A 19,523-nucleotide genomic window follows, 5' to 3' on the forward strand; every position below is an offset into this window, starting at 1 on the left:
TCAATAAAACCAGTAGGTCTGTGAGCGTTAACCAACAGATGCCGCGCCGCTCACAATCTCCGAAATCTCTTGTGTGATCGCTGCCTGACGGGCCTTGTTGTAGGCCAGTTGAAGCTCGTCAATGATGCTGCCAGCGTTATCTGTCGCGCTCTTCATGGCAATCATCCGGGCAGCCTGCTCACAGGCCAGATTTTCTACCACACCCTGATACACCTGGGATTCGATATAACGTGGCATCAGCCCGTCAAGGATCGGACGGGAATCCGGCTCGTAGATGTAATCCCACTGGTGACCGATTTCTTCATCATCGCCTTCCGGCAGCGGCAGCAACTGCAGCGCCTTCGGGCTCTGGGTCATGGTGTTGACGAATTCGTTGCTGATCAGGAACAGGCGGTCGATCTTGCCTTCCACGAACGAATCCAGCATCACCTTGACGCTACCGATCAGCTGATCTGCACTCGGGCTATCGCCCAGGTGCGTCACGGCTGCCACCACGTTCCCGCCGTAGTTGCGGAAGAAGGAGGCACCCTTCTGGCCAATAGCGCAGATATCGGTCTCAATACCTTGTTGTTTCCATTCACGCATTTCTCTGACGAGCAGCTTGAACGCGTTGGTGTTCAGACCACCGCAAAGACCGCGATCAGAGGAGACCACAATGTAGCCTACCCGCTTGACCTCGCGCTCCTGCATGAACGGATGGCGGTAATCCTTGTTGGACTTCGCAATGTGTCCGATTACCTGGCGCATCTTTTCAGCGTACGGGCGAGTTGCCTGCATACGCTCCTGAGCCTTACGCATCTTGCTCGCGGCTACCATTTCCATGGCAGACGTGATCTTCTGCGTGCTCTTGATGCTTCCGATCTGGTTACGTATTTCTTTTCCGACGGCCATATGTCACTGCCTTTTCAAGTTAGACACTCAAATGGACCAGCAGGCCCGCACAACGGCGGGCCTTTTGGATTTACCAGCTCTGAGTGGTCTTGAATTTCTCCAGAGCAGCTTTGAGGCCGGCAGTGATGTCGTCGTTGAAGTTACCTTCAGGGCCGATCTTGTCCAGAAGTTCCTTCTGCTCGGACCGCATCCAGTCCAGCAGTTGGGCTTCGAACTTCACAACCTTGTTGACATCCACATCGTCCAGGAAGCCTTCGTTCGCTGCGAACAGTACGGTACCCATTTCCGCAACGGTCATCGGGCTGTACTGGTTCTGCTTCATCAGCTCGGTGACGCGCTGACCATGCTCCAGCTGCTTACGAGTTGCTTCGTCGAGGTCAGAAGCGAACTGGGCAAACGCCGCCAGTTCCCGGTACTGGGCCAGGGCCAGACGGATGTTACCGCCGAGCTTCTTCATGATCTTGGTCTGGGCTGCACCACCTACCCGGGATACAGAGATACCGGCGTTCATGGCCGGACGGATACCGGAGTTGAACAGGTTGGTTTCCAGGAAGATCTGACCATCGGTAATGGAAATTACGTTGGTCGGTACGAACGCAGACACGTCACCAGCCTGAGTCTCGATGATCGGCAGCGCGGTCAGGGAACCGGTCTTGCCTTTCACTTCGCCGTTGGTGAACTGCTCAACGTAGTCAGCATTTACACGGGACGCACGCTCCAGCAGGCGGGAGTGCAGGTAGAAAACGTCACCCGGGAATGCTTCACGTCCTGGCGGACGACGCAGCAGCAGGGAGATCTGACGGTAGGCAACGGCCTGTTTGGACAGGTCATCGTATACGATCAGGGCGTCTTCACCGCGGTCGCGGAAGAACTCACCCATGGAAGTACCGGCGTACGGAGCCAGGAACTGCATGGCGGCCGGATCGGCGGCACCAGCAGCAACCACGATGGTGTGGTCCATGGCACCGTGCTCTTCCAGCTTGCGCACAACGGCGGCAATGGAAGACTGCTTCTGGCCAACGGCAACGTAGATACACTTGATGCCGGTGTGCTTCTGGTTGATGATCGCGTCGATGGCAACCGCGGTCTTACCGATCTGACGGTCACCGATGATCAGCTCACGCTGGCCGCGGCCGATGGGAACCATGGTATCGATGGCTTTCAGACCAGTCTGTACCGGCTCGTCAACGGACTGACGGGCGATAACGCCCGGTGCAACCTTCTCGACCGGGGAGGTCAGGCTGTTGCCCAGCTCGCCCTTACCGTCGATGGGGTTACCCAGGGAGTCAACCACACGGCCCAGCAGTTCGTTACCAACGGGTACTTCCAGGATACGACCAGTACAACGTACCTTCTGGCCTTCGGCCAGACCTTCGTAGTCACCCAGAACAACCGCACCAACAGAATCACGCTCCAGGTTCAGCGCCATGCCGTATGTGCCGTTGGCAAATTCAATCATCTCGCCGTACATAACGTCGGCCAGACCGTGGATCAGCACGATACCGTCAGATACAGACAGGATCGTACCTTCGTTTTTTGCTTCGGAAGAGATGTCGAGTTTCTCGATTCTCTTCTTGATGATGTCACTGATCTCGGATGGATTCAGTTGCTGCATGCCTTTGTCCTCAAACCTTGTGCTGAAATCAGGAGCCCAGAGCCCTGGCCATTCTGGCCAGTTTGCCACGGACTGAAGCGTCGATAACCAGGTCGCCTGTTCGTACGATCACGCCACCGATCAGGGACTGATCCACGGTGGTCTCGAGTTCGACCTTGCGCTCCAGCTTTTTGGACAGTGCGTCGATCAGTTTCTGCTGCTCGTCTGCAGACAAGTCGAATGCGGTATCGATTGTCAGGTGTACAGACTTCTCGAGGTCTGCACGATACAAACGGAACAGAGCAGAAATCTCCGGCAGCAGGGCCAGACGCTTGTTTTCAGCAAGAATCAACAGGAAGTTTCTGAGTGCTTCAGGCAGCGGCTCTTCAAAACACTCTGCGAAGAGTTCCGCCTTGCGTTGCTCAGACAGGCCGGGGTTGGCCAGGATGTTCTTTACCTCTTGGTCAGCCGCAACCTGAGCGGCAAAAGCCAGAGCCTGATCCCATTGATCAACGGCGTTCTGGTCCTGCGCGGCATCAAAAACGGCCTTCGCGTAGGGTCGGGCTAACGTTGTAAGTTCTGCCATGATGACCCTCGTTTAGAGTTCTGCGGCCAGCTTTTCCAGCATCTCGCTGTGAGCTTTGGCGTCTACAGAGGTTTCCAGAATCTTCTCGGCACCGGCAACGGCCAGGGTGGCCACTTCTGCTCTGAGTGCGTCGCGAGCCTGAACACGCTCCTGTTGAATTTCCGCCCTGGCCTGCTCAATAAGCTTTTCGCCTTCTTTGCGGGCATCCTCTTTGGAGGCTTCCACAATCTGGGCGGCACGCTTGTTGGCCTGGTCAATCAGGGCTGCAGCTTCTTCTTTCGCCTTTTGCAGTTCTTTGGTGGCTTTTTCCTGGGCCAGTTCGAGATCGAGTGATGCCCGATCGGCCGCGGATAGGCCATCTGCAATTTTCTTCTGGCGCGCTTCCATGGCTGCCGTAATCGGCGGCCATACATATTTGACGCAGAACCAGACGAAAATAGCGAAGGCAATCGATTGCCCTATCAACGTAAGGTTTATATTCACGGCGATATACCTCTTGCTATTCGTTGCGTCCTGGTTTCCGGAAGGAGGGGCGCGGCCTTAGCCGGCGCCCACAGCTCTCGGTTTAATTAACCAGCAACAACGAAGATCAGGTACATCGCGATACCAACACCGATCATGGGAACCGCGTCAAGCAGACCAGCCATGATGAAGGCTTTGGTTTGCAGTTGGTTGGCCATTTCCGGCTGACGGGCAGTGGACTCAAGCAGTTTGCCGCCCAGCAGACCGAAACCGATACCAGCGCCCAGAGCGCCCAGACCGATGATCAACGCAGCTGCGATAAATACCATTTCCATTGAAGACTCCTCAGTTTTTTCAGATAGTTAAGGGTTTGTTTATTTAAGGGTTAATCAGTGATCTTCGTGTGCCGCGCTGAGGTAAACCACAGTGAGCACCGTAAAAATAAAGGCCTGAAGCGGAATAACCAGGATGTGGAAGATCGCCCAGGGAACGTTCAACGTCCACTGAATCCACAGTGGCAACAGCGCAATCAGGATAAACACAACTTCACCAGCGTACATGTTACCGAACAGACGCAGCGCCAGACTGATTGGCTTGATGATCAGTGCCAGAATTTCCAGCAGCAGGTTGAACGGGATCATGATCCAATGATTGAACGGGTTGAAGGCCAGTTCTTTACTGAAGCCACTGACGCCTTTCACCTTGAAGCTGTAGAACAGAATCAGCAGGAACACACCAATCGACATGCCGAAGGTGGCATTCGGATCGGTGGTCGGAACAATCTTGAAGTACTCAAGCCCCAGCGCATGAGCGATCGACGGAATATAGTCGATGGGGATCAGCTTCAGGATGTTCATCAGCAGAATCCAGACGAAAATCGTCAACGCCAGGGGCGCAATCAGCGGATTCTTGCCGTGGAAAACATCGCGCACGATGCCCTGAACAAATTCAAAGGTCATCTCGATCAGGTTCTGCAAGCCGCTCGGCGTGCCTTCGGTGACCCGGTTGGCCACAAAGCGGAACAGGCCCAGGAACAGAATACCCATGGCGATTGACCAGCCGAGGGTATCGACGTGGATTGCCATAAAGCCCATGTCTGTGGCTTCCTGACCAGTTCGTGCGAAGGTCCAGGTGGCCTCCTGCACGACACTGCCATCCGCGCGCTCATAGCCTTCCGGGAGCTTGCCATAGGTAAGGTTGGTGAGGTGGTGTTTTATATACTCTACTGGGGTATCAGCTGCCATACTGCTCTCGTCCAGTCATCGCTGTGGTCGCGGCCGGATGAGCCAGCGCAATGCCGTACCCAACACAACCATCACAGCAAAAGTGAATAACAGAGCCGGTACGTGGACTGGCTCCATTAAAGTGAAAACGGCCGCAAAAAACACTGCGGTAAGGGCCAGCTTGATGCTCTCTGCCCTGAATATGTTGCTCACTGCCAGGTGCATCTGTCGGGCACCCTGATAACGATAAGCGCGGTGAGCAAAGTACGCGTTTGGTATGACAAAAATAAGACCGCCAATGAGGGCGGAATACCCGGCCAAACGACTTTCCAACAGCCACAACAGGCTCAGAATCAGCAGAACCGCCATCTCTATAATCAACCACTTGCCAAGTGGTACGTACGTGATGGCTCTCGAAGAACGGTTCATATCACCAGCTGTCATTCCAAGCGCGCGGAATTATATGTGTTAACCGATAGGTGTTCAACATAACCGCACGGAAAAATTGGCGAAAAAGTGAGCAGATTTTGCCGCCGAAACCTGAAGTTTTACACAGGTTGTGTTGCTCATCGATCACCACAACCACATGTGGTGTTTCCGGCACCAGACGGGACTTTAGGATGATTTTCAGGTTTTATCGGACCGACTAACGGATGTGGCCCAGAATGCCGTCGAGCTCGTCCAGTGAACTGTACTCAATCACCAGCTTGCCTTTGCCGCGTTTACCATGATTGATCGCCACCCGGGCACCGAGCCGGTCAGACAGATCGTCCTGCAGGGCCCGGATGTTAGGATCCAGAGCCGGCTTGGCGCTGGCTTTGTCTTCCGGTTTTTCCTGCTGAACCCGGCGCACCAGGGCTTCGGTCTGGCGTACCGACAGCGATTTGGCGACCACCTGACGGGCCACCTGCATCTGCTGCTCCGGTGGCAGGGTGAGCATGGCACGGCCGTGGCCCATTTCCAGATCACCATGCTCCAGCATTACCCTTACGTCTTCGGTCAGGCCGATCAACCGTAACAGGTTGGTGATCGTCGTTCGGGACTTGCCCACCGCCTCGGCCACCTGAGCCTGGGTCAGGCCGAACTCGTCCTGCAGGCGCTGCAAGGCGAAAGCTTCTTCAATAGGGTTCAGGTTTTCGCGCTGGATGTTCTCGATCAGCGCCATCGCAATGGCGGCTTCATCCGGGACATCGCGGATAATAGCAGGAATACGGTCCAGTTCTGCCAGTTGGGTGGCACGCCAGCGGCGCTCACCGGCAATCAGTTCATAACGGCCTTCCGAAACCGGACGCACCACGACCGGCTGCATCACGCCCTGCTGACGAATGGAGTCTGCCAGTTCCTGCAGAGCGGCGGGATCCATATCCCGGCGCGGCTGATAACGACCACGCTGGATCAGGTCGACCGGGATCTCACGCAGTTCACCATCGTGATCACTGGTCTCCTGATTGAGATTCACCTTCGAGCCCTGGAGCAGTGCCCCCAGTCCCCGTTCGCCCAAGCCTCGCTTCTTCGCCGCCATGGTGGTTGTCATTCTTCCTGTTGAAATAGTGGGTGCATGGTTGCCTGACGGCGATCTATGTTACACCGCAACCGCGGGCGATGTCTTTTTCGATCCGTGCCGGCGTACCATCTCGCCAGCCAGCGCCAGATAAGCCACCGCACCTTTGGACACCCGATCATACTTGAGTGCCGGCATGCCGTAACTGGGCGCTTCTGCCAGCCGGACATTACGGGGAATCACCGCCCGGTAAACCTTGTCACCGAAATATTCACTGAGCTGACCGGAGACATCCAGAGTCAGACTGTTGCGGGGGTCGTACATGGTGCGCAGGATACCCTCAATCTCCAGATTGGGATTGACCGTTTCCTGAATCTGCTGGACGGTGTTCATCAGTGCCGCCAGCCCTTCCAGGGCATAATATTCACACTGCATCGGGATCAGTACCGAATCCGCGGCAGACAGGGCATTCACGGTCAGCAGACTGAGCGAAGGCGGGCAATCAATCAGGATGTAGTCGTAGTTTTCCCGAACGGTGTTGAGGGTGAGCCGTAACCGGTGTTCCCGGCCAATCTCGTTCATCAGCTCCACTTCGGCGGCGGTCAGGTCACCGTTGGCGGGCAGCAGGTCGAAACCGGAGGCTTCAGCGTGGACGATCACGTCCGCCGGAGTAGCCCGTTTGGTCAGCACATCGTATCCGGACAGCTCCAGGGAATTTTTATCCACACCGCTGCCCATGGTGGCATTCCCCTGGGGATCCATATCCACCAGCAGCACCCGGCGCTTGGTGGCCGCCAGAGACGCGGCAAGATTGACGCAGGTGGTGGTTTTGCCCACACCGCCTTTCTGATTGGTCACTGCAATCACGCGCGCCATGCTTTGCCTCCTGCTGTTGAGGGTTACCGGTGTCGTTCAGCCCGGGCGACGATCAGTAAATGCCGTTCACCGTCGGCTCCGGGGACGGTCAGGGAATGGCTGGATTCTACCTGCCAGTCCGCCGGAAGGGCAGCTACTTCATCATCCGGATACTGGCCTTTCATGGCAAGGAACTCGCCGTCATTCGCGAGCAGACCGCCACACCAGGTCACCAGGTTTTCCAGGGCGGTGAAGGCCCGGCTGCTGATCTGGGTGAAGGGCTGATCGGGCTGGCAGTCTTCCGCCCGGCCGTGGATAACTTCAACGTTGTCCAGCCCGAGCTCAAGCACACACTGATTCAGGAATCGGGTTTTCTTACCGTTGCTGTCCAGCAGGGTAAAGCGTTTTTCCGGGAACACAATGGCCAGCGGAATACCCGGCAGGCCGCCGCCGGCGCCCACATCCAGCAAATGGTCTGTGGTCACCCAGGGCAGGATGCTCAGACTGTCCAGCAACTGGCGGGAGACCATTACCCGCTCATCCCGCACGGCGGTCAGGTTGTAGGCCTTGTTCCACTTGTTCAGCAGAGCCAGAAAAGCCAGCAACTGTTGCTGCTGGCTGTCGGACAAAGACAGGTTCATGGCCGCCAGGCCGTCCCGAAGCTGGCCGGGCCACTGTGGATAACTCATCTCAGGCGCTCTGCTTTTTCAACAGGTCGCGCTTTTTCAGATGCACCAGAATCTGGCTGACCGCCGCCGGGGTCACACCCTGGATACGGGACGCCTGAGCCACCGTTTCCGGGCGCACGTCCTTGAGCTTCTGCTTGATTTCGTTGGACAGGCCACCGATGACGTCGTAATCCAGATCCAGCGGCAACGCGGTGTTCTCGTTCTTGCGCAGGCGCTCGATCTCGTCCGCCTGCCGGGAGATATAGCCTTCGTATTTGATCTCGATTTCCACCTGATCGGCTACGTTCGGGTCCTCCGCCCGTTCGGCCCCGATCTCGGCGATGTGATCGTAGACAATCTCCGGACGGCGCAGCAGCTCTGCCAGAGACTGGTCACGGGTCATCGGCTGTTTCAGGTAGCCATTGGCTCGCTCACCCGCCTCGGTGTTCGGATGGATGCGGGTGCTTTCCAGGCGGCTACGCTCTTTGGCAATGCCTTCGCACTTCTCGCTGAACTTCTGCCAGCGTTCGTCGTCCACCAAGCCCAGCTTGCGGCCGGTTTCGGTCAGGCGCAGGTCGGCGTTGTCCTCCCGCAGGATCAGCCGGTATTCGGCACGGCTGGTAAACATACGGTAAGGCTCCTGGGTGCCCATGGTGATCAGGTCGTCGACCAGTACGCCCAGATAGGCCTCATCCCGGCGCGGGTACCACTCTTCCTGGTCCCGGGCCCGCAGCGAGGCGTTGATGCCCGCCAGCAAGCCCTGGGCGCCAGCTTCTTCATAACCTGTGGTGCCGTTGATCTGGCCGGCAAAGTACAGGCCCTGGATAAACTTGGTTTCCAGAGTGTGGCGCAGGTCCTGCGGGTTCAGATAGTCATACTCGATGGCATAACCCGGGCGCAGGATGTGGGCGTTCTCGAAACCCGGTATCGAGCGCACGGCCTTGAGCTGGATATCAAACGGCAGGCTGGTGGAAATACCATTCGGGTACAGCTCGTTGGTGGTCAGGCCTTCGGGCTCGACGAAAATCTGGTGCGAATCCTTGTCGGCAAAGCGGTTGACCTTGTCCTCGATGGACGGGCAATAGCGCGGGCCCACGCCTTCGATGTTGCCAGCGAACATGGGCGAGCGGTCAAATCCACTGCGGATAATGTCGTGGGTTTCTTCGGTGGTGCGGGTCACGTAACAGCAGATCTGCTCCGGATGTTCGTCACGGCTGCCAATAAACGACATCACAGGTGTCGGATCGTCTCCCCACTGCTGCTGCATCGCGGAGAAATCCACGGTGCGGGCATCAATGCGCGGCGGTGTTCCGGTTTTCAGGCGGCCAACGTTGAACGGTAACTCCCGCAGGCGTTTGGCCAGGGCATTGGCCGGCGCATCACCGGCGCGACCACCGGCGTGATTCTGCATACCGATGTGGATAACGCCACCGAGGAAGGTACCGGTGGTCAGGACCACGGTTTTGGCGTTGAAGCGGATGCCGGTCTGGGTCACCACGCCCACCACCTGGTCGTTTTCCACAATCAGGTCATCGGCCGCCTGCTGGAACAGGGTCAGATTGGGCTGGTTTTCCAGCATATGGCGAATGGCGGCTTTGTACAGAATCCGGTCCGCCTGAGCACGGGTGGCACGCACTGCCGGGCCCTTACGGCTGTTCAGGACCCGGAACTGGATGCCTGCCTGATCGGTGGCCCGGGCCATGGCGCCGCCCAGGGCATCGATTTCCTTCACCAGATGGCTCTTGCCAATGCCACCGATGGCCGGGTTACAGGACATCTGCCCCAGAGTCTCAATGTTGTGGGTCAGCAGCAGGGTTTGCGAACCCATGCGCGCAGCCGCCAGGGCGGCTTCAGTACCGGCATGGCCACCACCAATGACAATGACATCGAAACGGGTCGGAAACTCCACACTACACCTCGGAAATCGGGGAAAAAAACAGGGCGGCGAGTATAACGCCTCGCCCGGGAAATTGCAGTCAGAATGTGCAAATTTTAACCAGCAACGAGGTGAATAAAAACCCTGTCGGCTGGCCTTGGCCGAATATCAGTGCGACGCGGCTCTCTAACAGGGTTCGTACAGGATAAGGAAATTCCGAAAGTTTCAGGATTTCATAGCCTTGTCATACATTTTTCAAAAAAGTTTTCAAAAAGTTATCCACACAATTGATGCCTTCACTTACAGCCAAAAATGTTGGTAACTATTTGTTAAATATAAATTTAATTAAATTACTCTGGCATTATTCGCAAATTATCCCAGTAATTATCCACAGCGTTTTTAGCAAATGCCTATATACGGTGCAAAAACCGGTACCCCTGAACCCAAGTGCACCAACAAAGGGCCAGTTTCTACGCAGGCTCGCCAGCGCGGTCGTCAGGCCCAGGGCCACCGGATCTTCTGCGTGGATATCCATCCGGATGAGGTCCTGGACGGTCAGGTTCTGTTCCCGGACACCCTTTGATACCGGGATTTCACCCGGTCGGGTTCAGAAATCGTCCGCCTTGCGCTGTGGCACCGCCGCCGAACTGCTACCGCCGGATGGGCCCGCTGCCAGGCGTTCCAGCTCCTGCTCCACCGCGTTCGAGGATTTCGCAAAGCGGGCCAGAAGGTTGTACAAGACCGGGATAATGAACAGAGTCAGGGTGGTGGCGAAAATCAGGCCACCCAGGATCACCATGCCGATAGCCGCCCGGCTCTCGGCCCCGGCACCAGTGGCAATCACCAGCGGAACCGCCCCGAACACCGTAGATATGGTGGTCATCAGTACCGGCCGGAAGCGCAGGCTAGCGCCTTCCAGAATGGCTTCTTTCACCTCGTAGCCCTTGTCCCGAAGCTGGTTGGCAAATTCCACGATCAAAATTCCGTTCTTGGCCATCAGTCCCAGCAGCATGATGATGCCAATCTGGCTGTAGATGTTCAGACTGATGCCCGACCAGGCCAGCGCGATCAGCGCACCGGTCACCGCCAGCGGCACCGACAGCATGATAATCAGCGGGTGGATCCAGCTCTCGAACTGGGCCGCCAGCACCAGGAACACGATAATAAACGCCAGCCCGAAGGTCAGGTAGATGGCCGCCGAGGAATCCTGGAATTCCTGGGACAGGCCCTTGTAACTGAGCCGGGCCTCCGGCGGCAGGTTATCCACAGCCAGGTTATTCAGGTAGGTCAGCGCTGAACCCAGGTCATAGCCCTCGGCCAGGGACGCACTCACCACCACCGCCGGCAGCCGGTCAATCCGGCGCAGATCCGGATTGGCCCCGATCTCTTCCACAGATACCAGAGCCTTGAGCGGAATCAGTTCCCCACCTGCCCGAGGCCGCAGGAAGATCTGCTCCATATCACCGGGCGTGGCCCGGTCGGCATCGTCCGCCTGGATAATGACGTCGTATTCCCGGCCCCGATCCAGATAGGTGGTTACCTGCCGGGAAGCCAGCATGGTCTGCAGGGTGAGGCCTACGTCTTCAATGGTGATATCCAGATCCGCTGCCCGGTCGCGGTCAATGTTGACCTTCAGTTCCGGCCGGGTCAGCTCAAAATCGGTGTCGACATTCAGCAGATTCGGGTTTTCCTTTGCCCGTTCAACGATCTCCTCACTCCAGGCCTGCACCGACTCATAGTCCGGGCCGGCAATGACAAACTCCACTGGCTGATTGAAGCCGCGCTGGCCCAGCCCCGGCGGGTTAATGACACTGATCCGCACCCCGGAAATGTCAGACAGCTTGTCGCGAATCTCGGTGGTGACCTGCTGCTGCTTGATCTCCCGCTGTTCCCAGGGCACCAACCCCATGATCATGAAGGCATTGTCTTCTTCATCCCGGAATCCGACGATGGACAGGAAACGCTCGGCGATACCGTCATCCAGGTAGGGCAACAGTCGCTCTTCGGCCTGTTTGACAAAGTGATCGGTAAATTCGACGGTTGAGCCCCGGGGCGCGCTGACGGGCATGATGATTACGCCGCGGTCTTCGGTCGGGGCCAGTTCCTGGGGCAAACGGGGAAAAATCACCACCGCCACAATCAGCCCGACGATACCGAGCCCGAGCAACAGCCCGGGCTGGTTCAGGGAAAACCGCAGCATTCTCTGATAGCCGTGGGTGAGGCCGTTCAGGATGCGCTCACTGAAGGCCCAGAGCCGATGCCCCTCGGCACTTTCGGGACTGTGCCGGAGCCACTTGGAACAGAGCATCGGCGCCAGGGTCAGAGCGACCAGGCTGGAGACCACCACGGCGGCAGCCAGGGTGAAGCCAAATTCCGCAAACAACCGGCCCACGTTGCCGCCCATGAACGAGATGGGCACAAACACCGCCACCAGAGTCAGCGTGGTGGCGATCACCGCGAAAGCCACCTGCTTGGCGCCCCGGTAGGCCGCCAGCAACGGTGGTTCGCCTTCATCAATGCGACGCTGGATGTTCTCCAGCATGACAATGGCATCGTCCACCACCAGGCCGATGGCCAGAATGATGGCCAACAGGGTAAGTACGTTGATGGAAAAGCCCAGGAAACCCAGGCCGATAAACGCACCGATCACCGCCACCGGAATGGTGACCGCCGGAATCAGGGTTGCGCGCCAGGAGCGCAGGAACAGGAAGATAACCAGTATCACCAGCGATACCGCAATCGCCAGCGTGGTCAGAACCTCTTTGATCGAAGCCCGGATAAACACCGATTCGTCATAGCTCTCGGCAATACGCACTTCCGGCGGCAAGGTCTCGCGAATCTTCACCAGCTCCGCCTTCACCGCATCCGACACCGCTACCGTGTTGGCCTTGGACTGGCGGATTACCCCCATCCCGATAGCGGTTTCGCCATTGGCCCGCAAACGACCAACATCCGATTCCACCCCGACCTGAACATTGGCAACCTCGCCCAGGCGCAACAGGTCGTTGCCATCCCGGCGGATCACCAGATTGCGGAAATCCTCGACATTGGACAACCGCCCTTCCGCGCGCACGGTAAAGTTGCGGGTGGAGGAGTCCACTGAACCGGCCGGTAACTCCACGTTGTTCTGCCGCAGTGCCTGCTCCACCTCAGCAACGGTTATGTTGCGGGCCGCCAGGCGGGTGCGGTCGAGCCAGACCCGGATGGCGTAACGGCGTTCACCGCCAATCCGGACATCGGCAACACCGTCCAGAACCGATAACCGGTCGGCCAGAACCCGATCGGCGAAGTCACTGAGTTCGGCACTGTCCCAGACGTCACTGATCAGAGTTATCCACATCATCGGCCGGGCATCGGAATCGGCTTTTTGAACCACCGGGGGATCGGCCTCATCCGGCAACTGGTTCAGAACCCGGGACACCGCATCGCGTACGTCGTTGGCGGCAATGTCTACATCCCGGGAGGTATCAAATTCTATGGAGGTTCGGGATTCACCCTGTTCGGTTGAGGATTCGATGGAGCGAATGCCTTCAATGCCACTGATGGCCCCTTCAATCACCTGGGTAATCTGGGTGTCGACCACTTCTGCCGCAGCGCCGGTGTAATCGGTGGACACCGAAACCACCGGCGGATCAATATCCGGATATTCCCGAACCGGCAAGCCCAGCAAGGCAGCCACGCCGAATACGACAATCAGCAGGCTCAGAACGGTGGCAAACACCGGGCGTTTGATGGATACATCGGACAGCACCATGGATCAGGACTCCACGGTCCGGGCAAACCGGTTTTCCGGAATCGCCTGGTCGTTACTCTGTACTTCAATGCGGTCGCCGGTACTCAGGCGATCCTGCCCGGTTACCACTACGGCGTCGTCCAGGGTCAGGCCGGAGGTAATTTCCACCAGACCGGGCATGCGCGAACCGGTCGCCACCGATACCCGGCGTGCCACGCCGTCTTCGGCAACAAACACATACTTGTCGTCGCCACGAATCATCACTGCCTGCTCCGGAATCACCAGCCCTTCCCGTTCCTGCAGGGTCAGTGACGCCGACATGAACTGGCCCGGCCGCAGACGACCGTCCGCATTATCGATAATGGCTCGCACCGACAGGGTTCGGCTCAATTCGCTGATGCGGGTGGCCAGTTCCACCAGCTCTCCCCGGAAGACCTCGTCTGGGAACGCCGGCGAGGAGGCAATCACCGATTGGCCTACCCGAACCTGGCCGACAAAACGTTCCGGAACCGCAAAACCCATTTCCATTCGATCGGTGGTGTCCAGCGTGGTAATGGTGGTGCCCGCTTGCAGATATGCCCCCACGCTGATGTCGCTCAGGCCCACCACACCGGAGAACGGCGCTTCAATGCGATGGTTTTCCAGCCGCACCCGGGCAGCCTGTCGCTGGGCTTCAGCCACACTAACGGCGGTGACCAGTTCATCCACCTGGGACTGGGACACGCTATTGTTGGAGCGCAAACGCTGGGCCCGCTCCAGTTGCCGCCTGGCATCGGTCAGCTGGGCTTCAATCACCTGGAGATCGGCACGGGCCTGACGATCGTCCAGACGTAACAGGACATCGCCCTGAGATACTTTCTGTCCGGGTTCGAGGTTGATCTGCACCACCCGACCGGTGACTTCGGTGGTCAATTCCACGGCATTCAGTGCCTTGAGGTTGGCCACCGAACGAATCTCATCTCTGACCTGCTGCAATCTGGGCGCCACTGCACTGACTTTGCTGGCCCTCGGCTCCTCACCGGCCTGTTCTGTGGACGATGAATCCATCGCCAGAAAGAACACCGCACTTCCGGTACCCGCTGCAACCAGTACCACCGCAATCAGCCATTGCTTCCACATGGGTATCGCAAACCTTTCCGAGTTCAGTTCTGCGGGACAGCCCCGCTTTCACGTTTCTGAATCACCAACACCACTTCACCGACATCAACACCCCACTTGCTCATGGTGGTCTGGTTGATCAGGGTGTCGGGAGTGACCAGGTACATCCAGTCGTCCATCCGGACATCGATCGTGCCATCGCCGTATGACACCCGCAGGACATAATTCATGTGTATGGCGTTGCCCTGCCAGCGCATGGTGCCGGCTTCCACCACGTCGCCGGCGCTGGCGTGATAGCTGCCGTTGTCCGGTGTCAGCGTCCAGATCCGGGTCTGGACCTCGCCGTCGTTGAAACGGAACACTTCATCCAGCGTACCGACACCGTCTTCATCCCAACTGGCCACAATGTCTGCGTCGAAGGTACGGATAACCTGGCCGGCGTAGTCCTTGACCACACCCCGGGCCGAAAGTTCGCCCCGGAAAAACTCCGAGGGCACCAGCTCCGGTGCCTGGCCCTGATAATCCTCCAGATTCGGCCCGGCACACCCTGCCAGTATCAGGGTCATTAACAGTATAAGACCACCGCTGCGAAGACCATGGAAAAGACCGGGGAAAGGCTGCGTTTGCATGACTTTTACACTCCTTGGCGACTACCGGATAGCAACAGAACGTTTACAGCATTACGGTCCCATGACCGTGCCCGATCAGTCCCCGGGCCCAACCGTCATTTCAGCCAATTGTCCATTCTGACATCAGCACCAGCGCTTTCCGTCAATGGCAGCCCGCCGGGAATACCGTACAACTGCACACACAGTGGCCTTTCTGGCCCAACCAATTCCGGATGATCAATGCATGTGAGGACTGGCTATGCCTGTGTATAAAGCGCCCCTGAGGGACATGAAATTCCTGCTCAATGACGTATTCGATTACCCGCGGCACTACCAGACACTGGCCTCCGGTGAGAACGCCACGCCCGACATTGTCGACGCCATTCTGAGCGAATGCGGCCGTTTCTGCGAAGAGGTGCTGAGCCCGCTGTATCAGTCCGGCGACGAAGAAGGGTGCCACCTGGAAAACGGTGAAGTGATCACCCCCAAGGGCTATAAAGAAGCCTACGAGCAATATGTGATGGGCGGCTGGCAGGGCCTGTCGGCACCGGAGGAATTCGGGGGCCAGGGCCTGCCGGCCTCCATGGGCCTGTTGAAGCAGGAAATGATGGGCACCGCCAACTGGTCCTTTTCCATGTACCCGGGCCTGTCCCTGGGGGCCATGAACACCATCTATCTGCACGGCGATGAGCAGCAGCAACAGACTTATCTGGCGCCGCTGACCGAAGGCCGCTGGGGCGGCACCATGTGCCTGACCGAGCCCCAGTGCGGTACCGACCTGGGCCAGGTCAAAACCCGGGCCGAACCCCAGGCCGACGGCAGCTACAAACTCACAGGCACCAAGATCTTCATTTCCTCAGGCGAGCACGATCTGACCGAAAACATCGTTCACATCGTGCTGGCCCGTCTGCCGGATGCCCCGAAAGGCACCAAAGGCATCAGCCTGTTTATCGTGCCCAAGTTCCTGCCCGATGCCCAGGGCGGTGTCGGTGAGCGCAACGCCGTCAGTTGCGGCGCGCTGGAGAAGAAAATGGGCATCAAGGCTTCGGCCACCTGTGTGATGAATTTCGATGGCGCCGCCGGCTATCTGATCGGCCCGGAGAATCAGGGCCTGGAGTGCATGTTCACCTTTATGAACACAGCCCGCATCGGTACGGCAATTCAGGGGGTTGGCCCCGCCGAGCTGTCCTATCAGTGGGCTCTGGATTACGCCAGGGAGCGCCGTTCCATGCGGGCGCTGTCCGGCAAGAAAGAGCCGGATGAGGTTGCAGACAGCCTGATTCACCATGCCGATGTCCGGCGTATGCTGCTGACCCAGAAAGCCATCGCGGAAGGCGGCCGCTCCATGCTCTATTACGCCGCCAAGATCGCGGACCATATGGTGGAAGCGCATACCGCAGGCGATACCGCCAAGGTTGAGAAATATGACGACAAACTCGGCTTCCTGACGCCAATCCTTAAGGGATTCCTGACCGAACTAGGCTGTGAGGCCACCAACCTGGGCATGCAGGTGTTCGGCGGTCATGGCTACATCCGCGAACACGGTATGGAGCAGATTGTCCGGGATACCCGTATTGCCACCCTGTACGAAGGTACAACCGGCATCCAGGCGCTGGACCTGCTCGGGCGCAAGGTCTTGCTGATGACCCAGGGCGGAGCAGTGCGGGAATTCACCCTCAAGGTGGCCAATTTTGCCCGCAAGCACCTGACCAACAAACAACTGCGGCCGATGGCGGTGGAGCTGCTGAAACTGACCGCCCAGTGGAACCTGCTGACCGTGCGCGTGATGCTGGCAGCACGCAAGGATCGCGACGTGGTCAGCGCCGCCGCCAACGACTTCCTGATGTACAGCGGCTACGTGACCATGGCGTATATGTGGCTACGCCAGGCGGCGGTGGCCAGCGATAAACTGGAAAACGGCGGCGATGAATCTGACGCCTTTTACCGCACCAAGCTGGCGACCGCCGAGTTCTATTATGAGCGCTTGCTGCCCCGGGCCCAGGCCCACGCCACCAGCATGCTGAGCCCGACCCGCAACCTCATGCAGGTGGCGCCGGAAGAGATGGCCTTTACCGGTTAACCTCCGGTATTTTCCCGTCCCGGGCGCTGCCCGGGACATTTTTGCCTGTTCATGACCATCCGGAAACCGGGGTTGAAATCCCGTTGATACGACCTCAACTTTCCCCCTGCCTTACCACTTTTCTCACAATGCACTGAGGTTTAACGACTTTTAGAGACATCACCATTCTCGCGTATAAAAGAAGGAGGTTCGAAAATGGACAATCGTACTGACGACTTTTATCCCACCCGCCTCGAGCGCCCGGCAGAGAGTTTCGAGCGCAAGGACCCGGTTATCCACAGCCAGGGAACCGACCGCCACAATGGGCCGCTGAGCGAAACTGAACTGGCCCGGTATGAACGGGACGGCTTTCTGGTATTTAACAACTTTCTGGATCAGGAAACGGTCAAACGTTTCCGGGACGACCTGCGAGCCTATGAGAATGACGACAGCATCCTGCGTTCCGAAGGCACTATTACTGAGCCGGGCAAGCAGGAAATCCGCTCTATTTTCGGGATCCACGAACTGTCTGATCGCTTCGACCGACTGACCCGGGAGTCCCGCCTGCTGGATATGGTGCACCAGCTACTGGGCAGTGATGCCTACATCCACCAGTCACGCATCAATTTCAAACCCGGTTTCCACGGCAAGGGCTTTGACTGGCATTCGGATTTCGAGACCTGGCACGCCGAGGACGGTATGCCGCGCATGCGGGCCGTCAGCTTTTCCATCGCCCTCACCGACAACACACCATTCAACGGCCCATTGATGCTGATTCCCGGCTCCCACAAAACGTTTGTGCCCTGTGTCGGCCGCACGCCCGAGGACAACTACCAGTCCTCACTGAAAAAGCAGGAGCTGGGGGTCCCCAACGAGCAGGACCTGCAGAAGATGGCCGATCAGTACGGCATCCAGGCGCCTACCGGGCCAGCGGGCTCTCTGATCATATTCGAGTGCAACACGTTGCATGCCTCCAATGCCAATATGTCACCCTGGCCCCGCAGCAATCTGTTCTTCGTCTACAACAGTGTGGAAAACCGTCTGGAACAGCCATTCTGCGGCAACAAACCGCGGCCCGACTTTCTGGGCAATCGCAGCCATACCGAGGCCCTGCGCCCGGTTCGTTCACCGGATCTGCGCCGCACTGGTTAAGCGATGGCCCAATAACGAAAAGGGGAAGCGATCGGCTTCCCCTCCTGCAACAGAGCGACGCTTTGATCAGAGACCGTACTTGGTCTCAATAGCCTCATAGATGCCGTTGTTCTTGATGGTTTCCAGGCCCTGATTCAGTTTCTGGATCACCTCGTCCGGCGTTTCCATGTTCATGGCCAGGTACAGTTCGGTCTTGTTGAACGAATACACCGGAACCAAGCCTTCCACATCCTGCTGGGACGCAAAATAAGGCCCGGCCAACTGGTCTGCAATCCAGAGGTCAACCTGCCCCAGTTCCAGGCGCTTCGGGTTCAGATCGTCGCTTTCCATCTCCGAGACCTTGTAGCCGCGCTCCAGCAGGTATTCGGTCATGACGTCACCGCGATAGCCGGCATACAGCAAACCCCGGGTATCTTCCAGATCGTCGATCTGCAGGTTGGTGCCGGCCGGGGCAAAGATGGTCCACAGGTTGTTGGCCAGTGGCCCCACCCACTTGAACTGGGGCGCCCGGCTTTCGGTATAGGTGGTGCAGAAAATGCCGTGGTTCTTCTTGTTCAGGGCCCGGTTGTAACCGTAATCCCAGTTCCGAAGCTTGATCACATGGTCCAGCCCGGACGCCTGCAGCACCGCTTTTACCATCTCGGTACACAGACCATCAATTCCATCGCCGTTGTGCTCAAACGCACGGCCGGTGGAACTCATGTTGTACGGGGGAAAGTTCTCAGTGTATATGTAGAGTTTGTCTGAGCCCAGGGCGGGCACAGAAACGCCGGCAAACACCAGCGTGGCAGCTAACAAAGAGGCCAACTTGCGCACGGGTTATCTCCTTTACCACGAATGACTTGGTCCGCTGCACAGGCAGCGGCACGATGAGACAGTGGTGGAGTTTACCCGAGCTTTTAACGTTGTTTTACAGATAAACTGTTTGTTTTCGTAAGGGAACACCCGAGAGCCAGAGCGGGCTGAGGGCTTCTTCCTGAATTATTTCCCAATACAGAATGTATCACATCCTTTAAAAACAATCAGTTATAAATTTTTCGGAGCACCTGTGGAGTGCAAAATTTTGCGAAAAAAGTGTAAATTTCAGCAAATTTTTTAGAGCTGGTCCCTGAGTTCAGCTTTCCAAACTGGGATAAGTGGGAAACTGGTAACACTCTGCGATACCATCTTGTATTCTTGCGATAGCCATTCTCACTGCGCAAGAACAAGATAACGAA

The 19,523-nt window shown here is 57.6% G+C and carries 18 protein-coding genes; 3 read left to right on the plus strand and 15 right to left on the minus strand.

All coding sequences use genetic code 11. The annotated features are described in order from the left end of the window. Positions 1-27: 27 nt before the first annotated feature. The 11 genes from atpG to mnmG form a co-directional block, all read right to left on the minus strand. Complete coding sequence (gene atpG, locus Q675_RS34070; RefSeq protein WP_011787277.1) at positions 28-891, minus strand: F0F1 ATP synthase subunit gamma; 864 nt, start codon at positions 889-891, stop codon at positions 28-30. A 70-nt stretch (positions 892-961) separates the two neighbouring features. Continuing rightward, positions 962-2,506 carry a F0F1 ATP synthase subunit alpha gene (gene atpA, locus Q675_RS34075; RefSeq protein WP_011787278.1) on the minus strand — a complete coding sequence of 515 codons (1,545 nt, stop codon included), beginning with the start codon at positions 2,504-2,506 and terminating at the stop codon, positions 962-964. Positions 2,507-2,534: 28 nt separating this feature from the next. Next, positions 2,535-3,071 (minus strand): F0F1 ATP synthase subunit delta, encoded by a 537-nt coding sequence (locus Q675_RS34080; protein WP_011787279.1) that lies wholly within the window; start codon positions 3,069-3,071, stop codon positions 2,535-2,537. A 12-nt stretch (positions 3,072-3,083) separates the two neighbouring features. Then, positions 3,084-3,554, minus strand: coding sequence for a F0F1 ATP synthase subunit B (locus Q675_RS0119400; RefSeq protein ID WP_011787280.1), 471 nt, complete (start codon positions 3,552-3,554; stop codon positions 3,084-3,086). 86 nt (positions 3,555-3,640) lie between these two features. Then, positions 3,641-3,868, minus strand: coding sequence for a F0F1 ATP synthase subunit C (gene atpE / locus Q675_RS34085; RefSeq protein WP_014423137.1), 228 nt, complete (start codon positions 3,866-3,868; stop codon positions 3,641-3,643). 54 nt (positions 3,869-3,922) lie between these two features. Then, positions 3,923-4,777: a F0F1 ATP synthase subunit A gene (atpB, locus tag Q675_RS34090; protein WP_011787282.1), complete on the minus strand. Its 855-nt coding sequence runs from the start codon at positions 4,775-4,777 to the stop codon at positions 3,923-3,925. Between the two features lie 15 nt (positions 4,778-4,792). After that, positions 4,793-5,185 carry an ATP synthase subunit I gene (locus Q675_RS34095; RefSeq protein WP_036149719.1) on the minus strand — a complete coding sequence of 131 codons (393 nt, stop codon included), beginning with the start codon at positions 5,183-5,185 and terminating at the stop codon, positions 4,793-4,795. 217 nt (positions 5,186-5,402) lie between these two features. Next, positions 5,403-6,278: a ParB/RepB/Spo0J family partition protein gene (locus tag Q675_RS34100; protein ID WP_031211705.1), complete on the minus strand. Its 876-nt coding sequence runs from the start codon at positions 6,276-6,278 to the stop codon at positions 5,403-5,405. A gap of 60 nt (positions 6,279-6,338) precedes the next feature. Next, on the minus strand, positions 6,339-7,133 hold the full coding sequence (locus Q675_RS34105; protein WP_014423140.1) for a ParA family protein: 795 nt from the start codon (positions 7,131-7,133) through the stop codon (positions 6,339-6,341). A 23-nt stretch (positions 7,134-7,156) separates the two neighbouring features. Further along, the gene (gene rsmG / locus Q675_RS34110) at positions 7,157-7,801 is read right to left on the minus strand and encodes a 16S rRNA (guanine(527)-N(7))-methyltransferase RsmG (protein ID WP_023011883.1); all 645 of its coding nucleotides are present in this window, start codon (positions 7,799-7,801) and stop codon (positions 7,157-7,159) included. 1 nt (position 7,802) lies between these two features. Then, complete coding sequence (gene mnmG, locus Q675_RS34115; protein ID WP_011787287.1) at positions 7,803-9,689, minus strand: tRNA uridine-5-carboxymethylaminomethyl(34) synthesis enzyme MnmG; 1,887 nt, start codon at positions 9,687-9,689, stop codon at positions 7,803-7,805. Between the two features lie 373 nt (positions 9,690-10,062). Here mnmG and Q675_RS38255 point away from each other — a divergent pair, with 373 nt between their 5' ends. Then, positions 10,063-10,239, plus strand: coding sequence for a hypothetical protein (locus Q675_RS38255; protein ID WP_023011884.1), 177 nt, complete (start codon positions 10,063-10,065; stop codon positions 10,237-10,239). A gap of 24 nt (positions 10,240-10,263) precedes the next feature. On the opposite strand, the gene Q675_RS34120 is transcribed toward Q675_RS38255, so the two are convergent. Genes Q675_RS34120 through Q675_RS34130 form a run of 3 tightly spaced genes read right to left on the minus strand, consistent with a single transcriptional unit; the run spans position 10,264 to position 15,053 of the window. After that, positions 10,264-13,410 carry an efflux RND transporter permease subunit gene (locus Q675_RS34120; protein ID WP_022992620.1) on the minus strand — a complete coding sequence of 1,049 codons (3,147 nt, stop codon included), beginning with the start codon at positions 13,408-13,410 and terminating at the stop codon, positions 10,264-10,266. 3 nt (positions 13,411-13,413) lie between these two features. Further along, positions 13,414-14,508 (minus strand): efflux RND transporter periplasmic adaptor subunit, encoded by a 1,095-nt coding sequence (locus Q675_RS34125; RefSeq protein ID WP_023011885.1) that lies wholly within the window; start codon positions 14,506-14,508, stop codon positions 13,414-13,416. Positions 14,509-14,531: 23 nt separating this feature from the next. Continuing rightward, the gene (locus Q675_RS34130; protein ID WP_394132810.1) at positions 14,532-15,053 is read right to left on the minus strand and encodes a DUF3833 domain-containing protein; all 522 of its coding nucleotides are present in this window, start codon (positions 15,051-15,053) and stop codon (positions 14,532-14,534) included. A gap of 301 nt (positions 15,054-15,354) precedes the next feature. Between Q675_RS34130 and Q675_RS34135 the strand changes: the two genes are divergently transcribed. Together Q675_RS34135 and thpD are read left to right on the plus strand one after the other, a co-directional pair. Beyond that, positions 15,355-17,175, plus strand: coding sequence for an acyl-CoA dehydrogenase C-terminal domain-containing protein (locus tag Q675_RS34135; protein WP_031211706.1), 1,821 nt, complete (start codon positions 15,355-15,357; stop codon positions 17,173-17,175). A 195-nt stretch (positions 17,176-17,370) separates the two neighbouring features. Then, complete coding sequence (gene thpD / locus Q675_RS34140) at positions 17,371-18,306, plus strand: ectoine hydroxylase (RefSeq protein ID WP_011787293.1); 936 nt, start codon at positions 17,371-17,373, stop codon at positions 18,304-18,306. Positions 18,307-18,372: 66 nt separating this feature from the next. Here thpD and Q675_RS34145 read toward each other — a convergent pair whose 3' ends face one another. Then, positions 18,373-19,122: a substrate-binding periplasmic protein gene (locus Q675_RS34145; protein ID WP_023011888.1), complete on the minus strand. Its 750-nt coding sequence runs from the start codon at positions 19,120-19,122 to the stop codon at positions 18,373-18,375. Positions 19,123-19,523 lie beyond the last annotated feature (401 nt).

The sequence above is a fragment of the Marinobacter sp. EN3 genome, assembly GCF_000475315.1.
Taxonomy (GTDB): domain Bacteria; phylum Pseudomonadota; class Gammaproteobacteria; order Pseudomonadales; family Oleiphilaceae; genus Marinobacter; species Marinobacter nauticus.

Bases quoted from the DNA above. Each gene is read 5' to 3' on its own strand.
- Q675_RS34120 (WP_022992620.1), bottom strand. From the start codon at position 13,410: ATGGTGCTGTCCGATGTATCCATCAAACGCCCGGTGTTTGCCACCGTT.
- Q675_RS34105 (WP_014423140.1), bottom strand. From the start codon at position 7,133: ATGGCGCGCGTGATTGCAGTGACCAATCAGAAAGGCGGTGTGGGCAAA.
- atpE (WP_014423137.1), bottom strand. From the start codon at position 3,868: ATGGAAATGGTATTTATCGCAGCTGCGTTGATCATCGGTCTGGGCGCT.
- atpB (WP_011787282.1), bottom strand. From the start codon at position 4,777: ATGGCAGCTGATACCCCAGTAGAGTATATAAAACACCACCTCACCAAC.
- Q675_RS38255 (WP_023011884.1), top strand. From the start codon at position 10,063: ATGCCTATATACGGTGCAAAAACCGGTACCCCTGAACCCAAGTGCACC.
- Q675_RS34080 (WP_011787279.1), bottom strand. From the start codon at position 3,071: ATGGCAGAACTTACAACGTTAGCCCGACCCTACGCGAAGGCCGTTTTT.
- Q675_RS34100 (WP_031211705.1), bottom strand. From the start codon at position 6,278: ATGGCGGCGAAGAAGCGAGGCTTGGGCGAACGGGGACTGGGGGCACTG.
- atpG (WP_011787277.1), bottom strand. From the start codon at position 891: ATGGCCGTCGGAAAAGAAATACGTAACCAGATCGGAAGCATCAAGAGC.
- Q675_RS34130 (WP_394132810.1), bottom strand. From the start codon at position 15,053: ATGACCCTGATACTGGCAGGGTGTGCCGGGCCGAATCTGGAGGATTAT.
- atpA (WP_011787278.1), bottom strand. From the start codon at position 2,506: ATGCAGCAACTGAATCCATCCGAGATCAGTGACATCATCAAGAAGAGA.
- Q675_RS34125 (WP_023011885.1), bottom strand. From the start codon at position 14,508: ATGTGGAAGCAATGGCTGATTGCGGTGGTACTGGTTGCAGCGGGTACC.
- rsmG (WP_023011883.1), bottom strand. From the start codon at position 7,801: ATGAGTTATCCACAGTGGCCCGGCCAGCTTCGGGACGGCCTGGCGGCC.
- thpD (WP_011787293.1), top strand. From the start codon at position 17,371: ATGGACAATCGTACTGACGACTTTTATCCCACCCGCCTCGAGCGCCCG.
- Q675_RS34095 (WP_036149719.1), bottom strand. From the start codon at position 5,185: ATGAACCGTTCTTCGAGAGCCATCACGTACGTACCACTTGGCAAGTGG.
- Q675_RS34135 (WP_031211706.1), top strand. From the start codon at position 15,355: ATGCCTGTGTATAAAGCGCCCCTGAGGGACATGAAATTCCTGCTCAAT.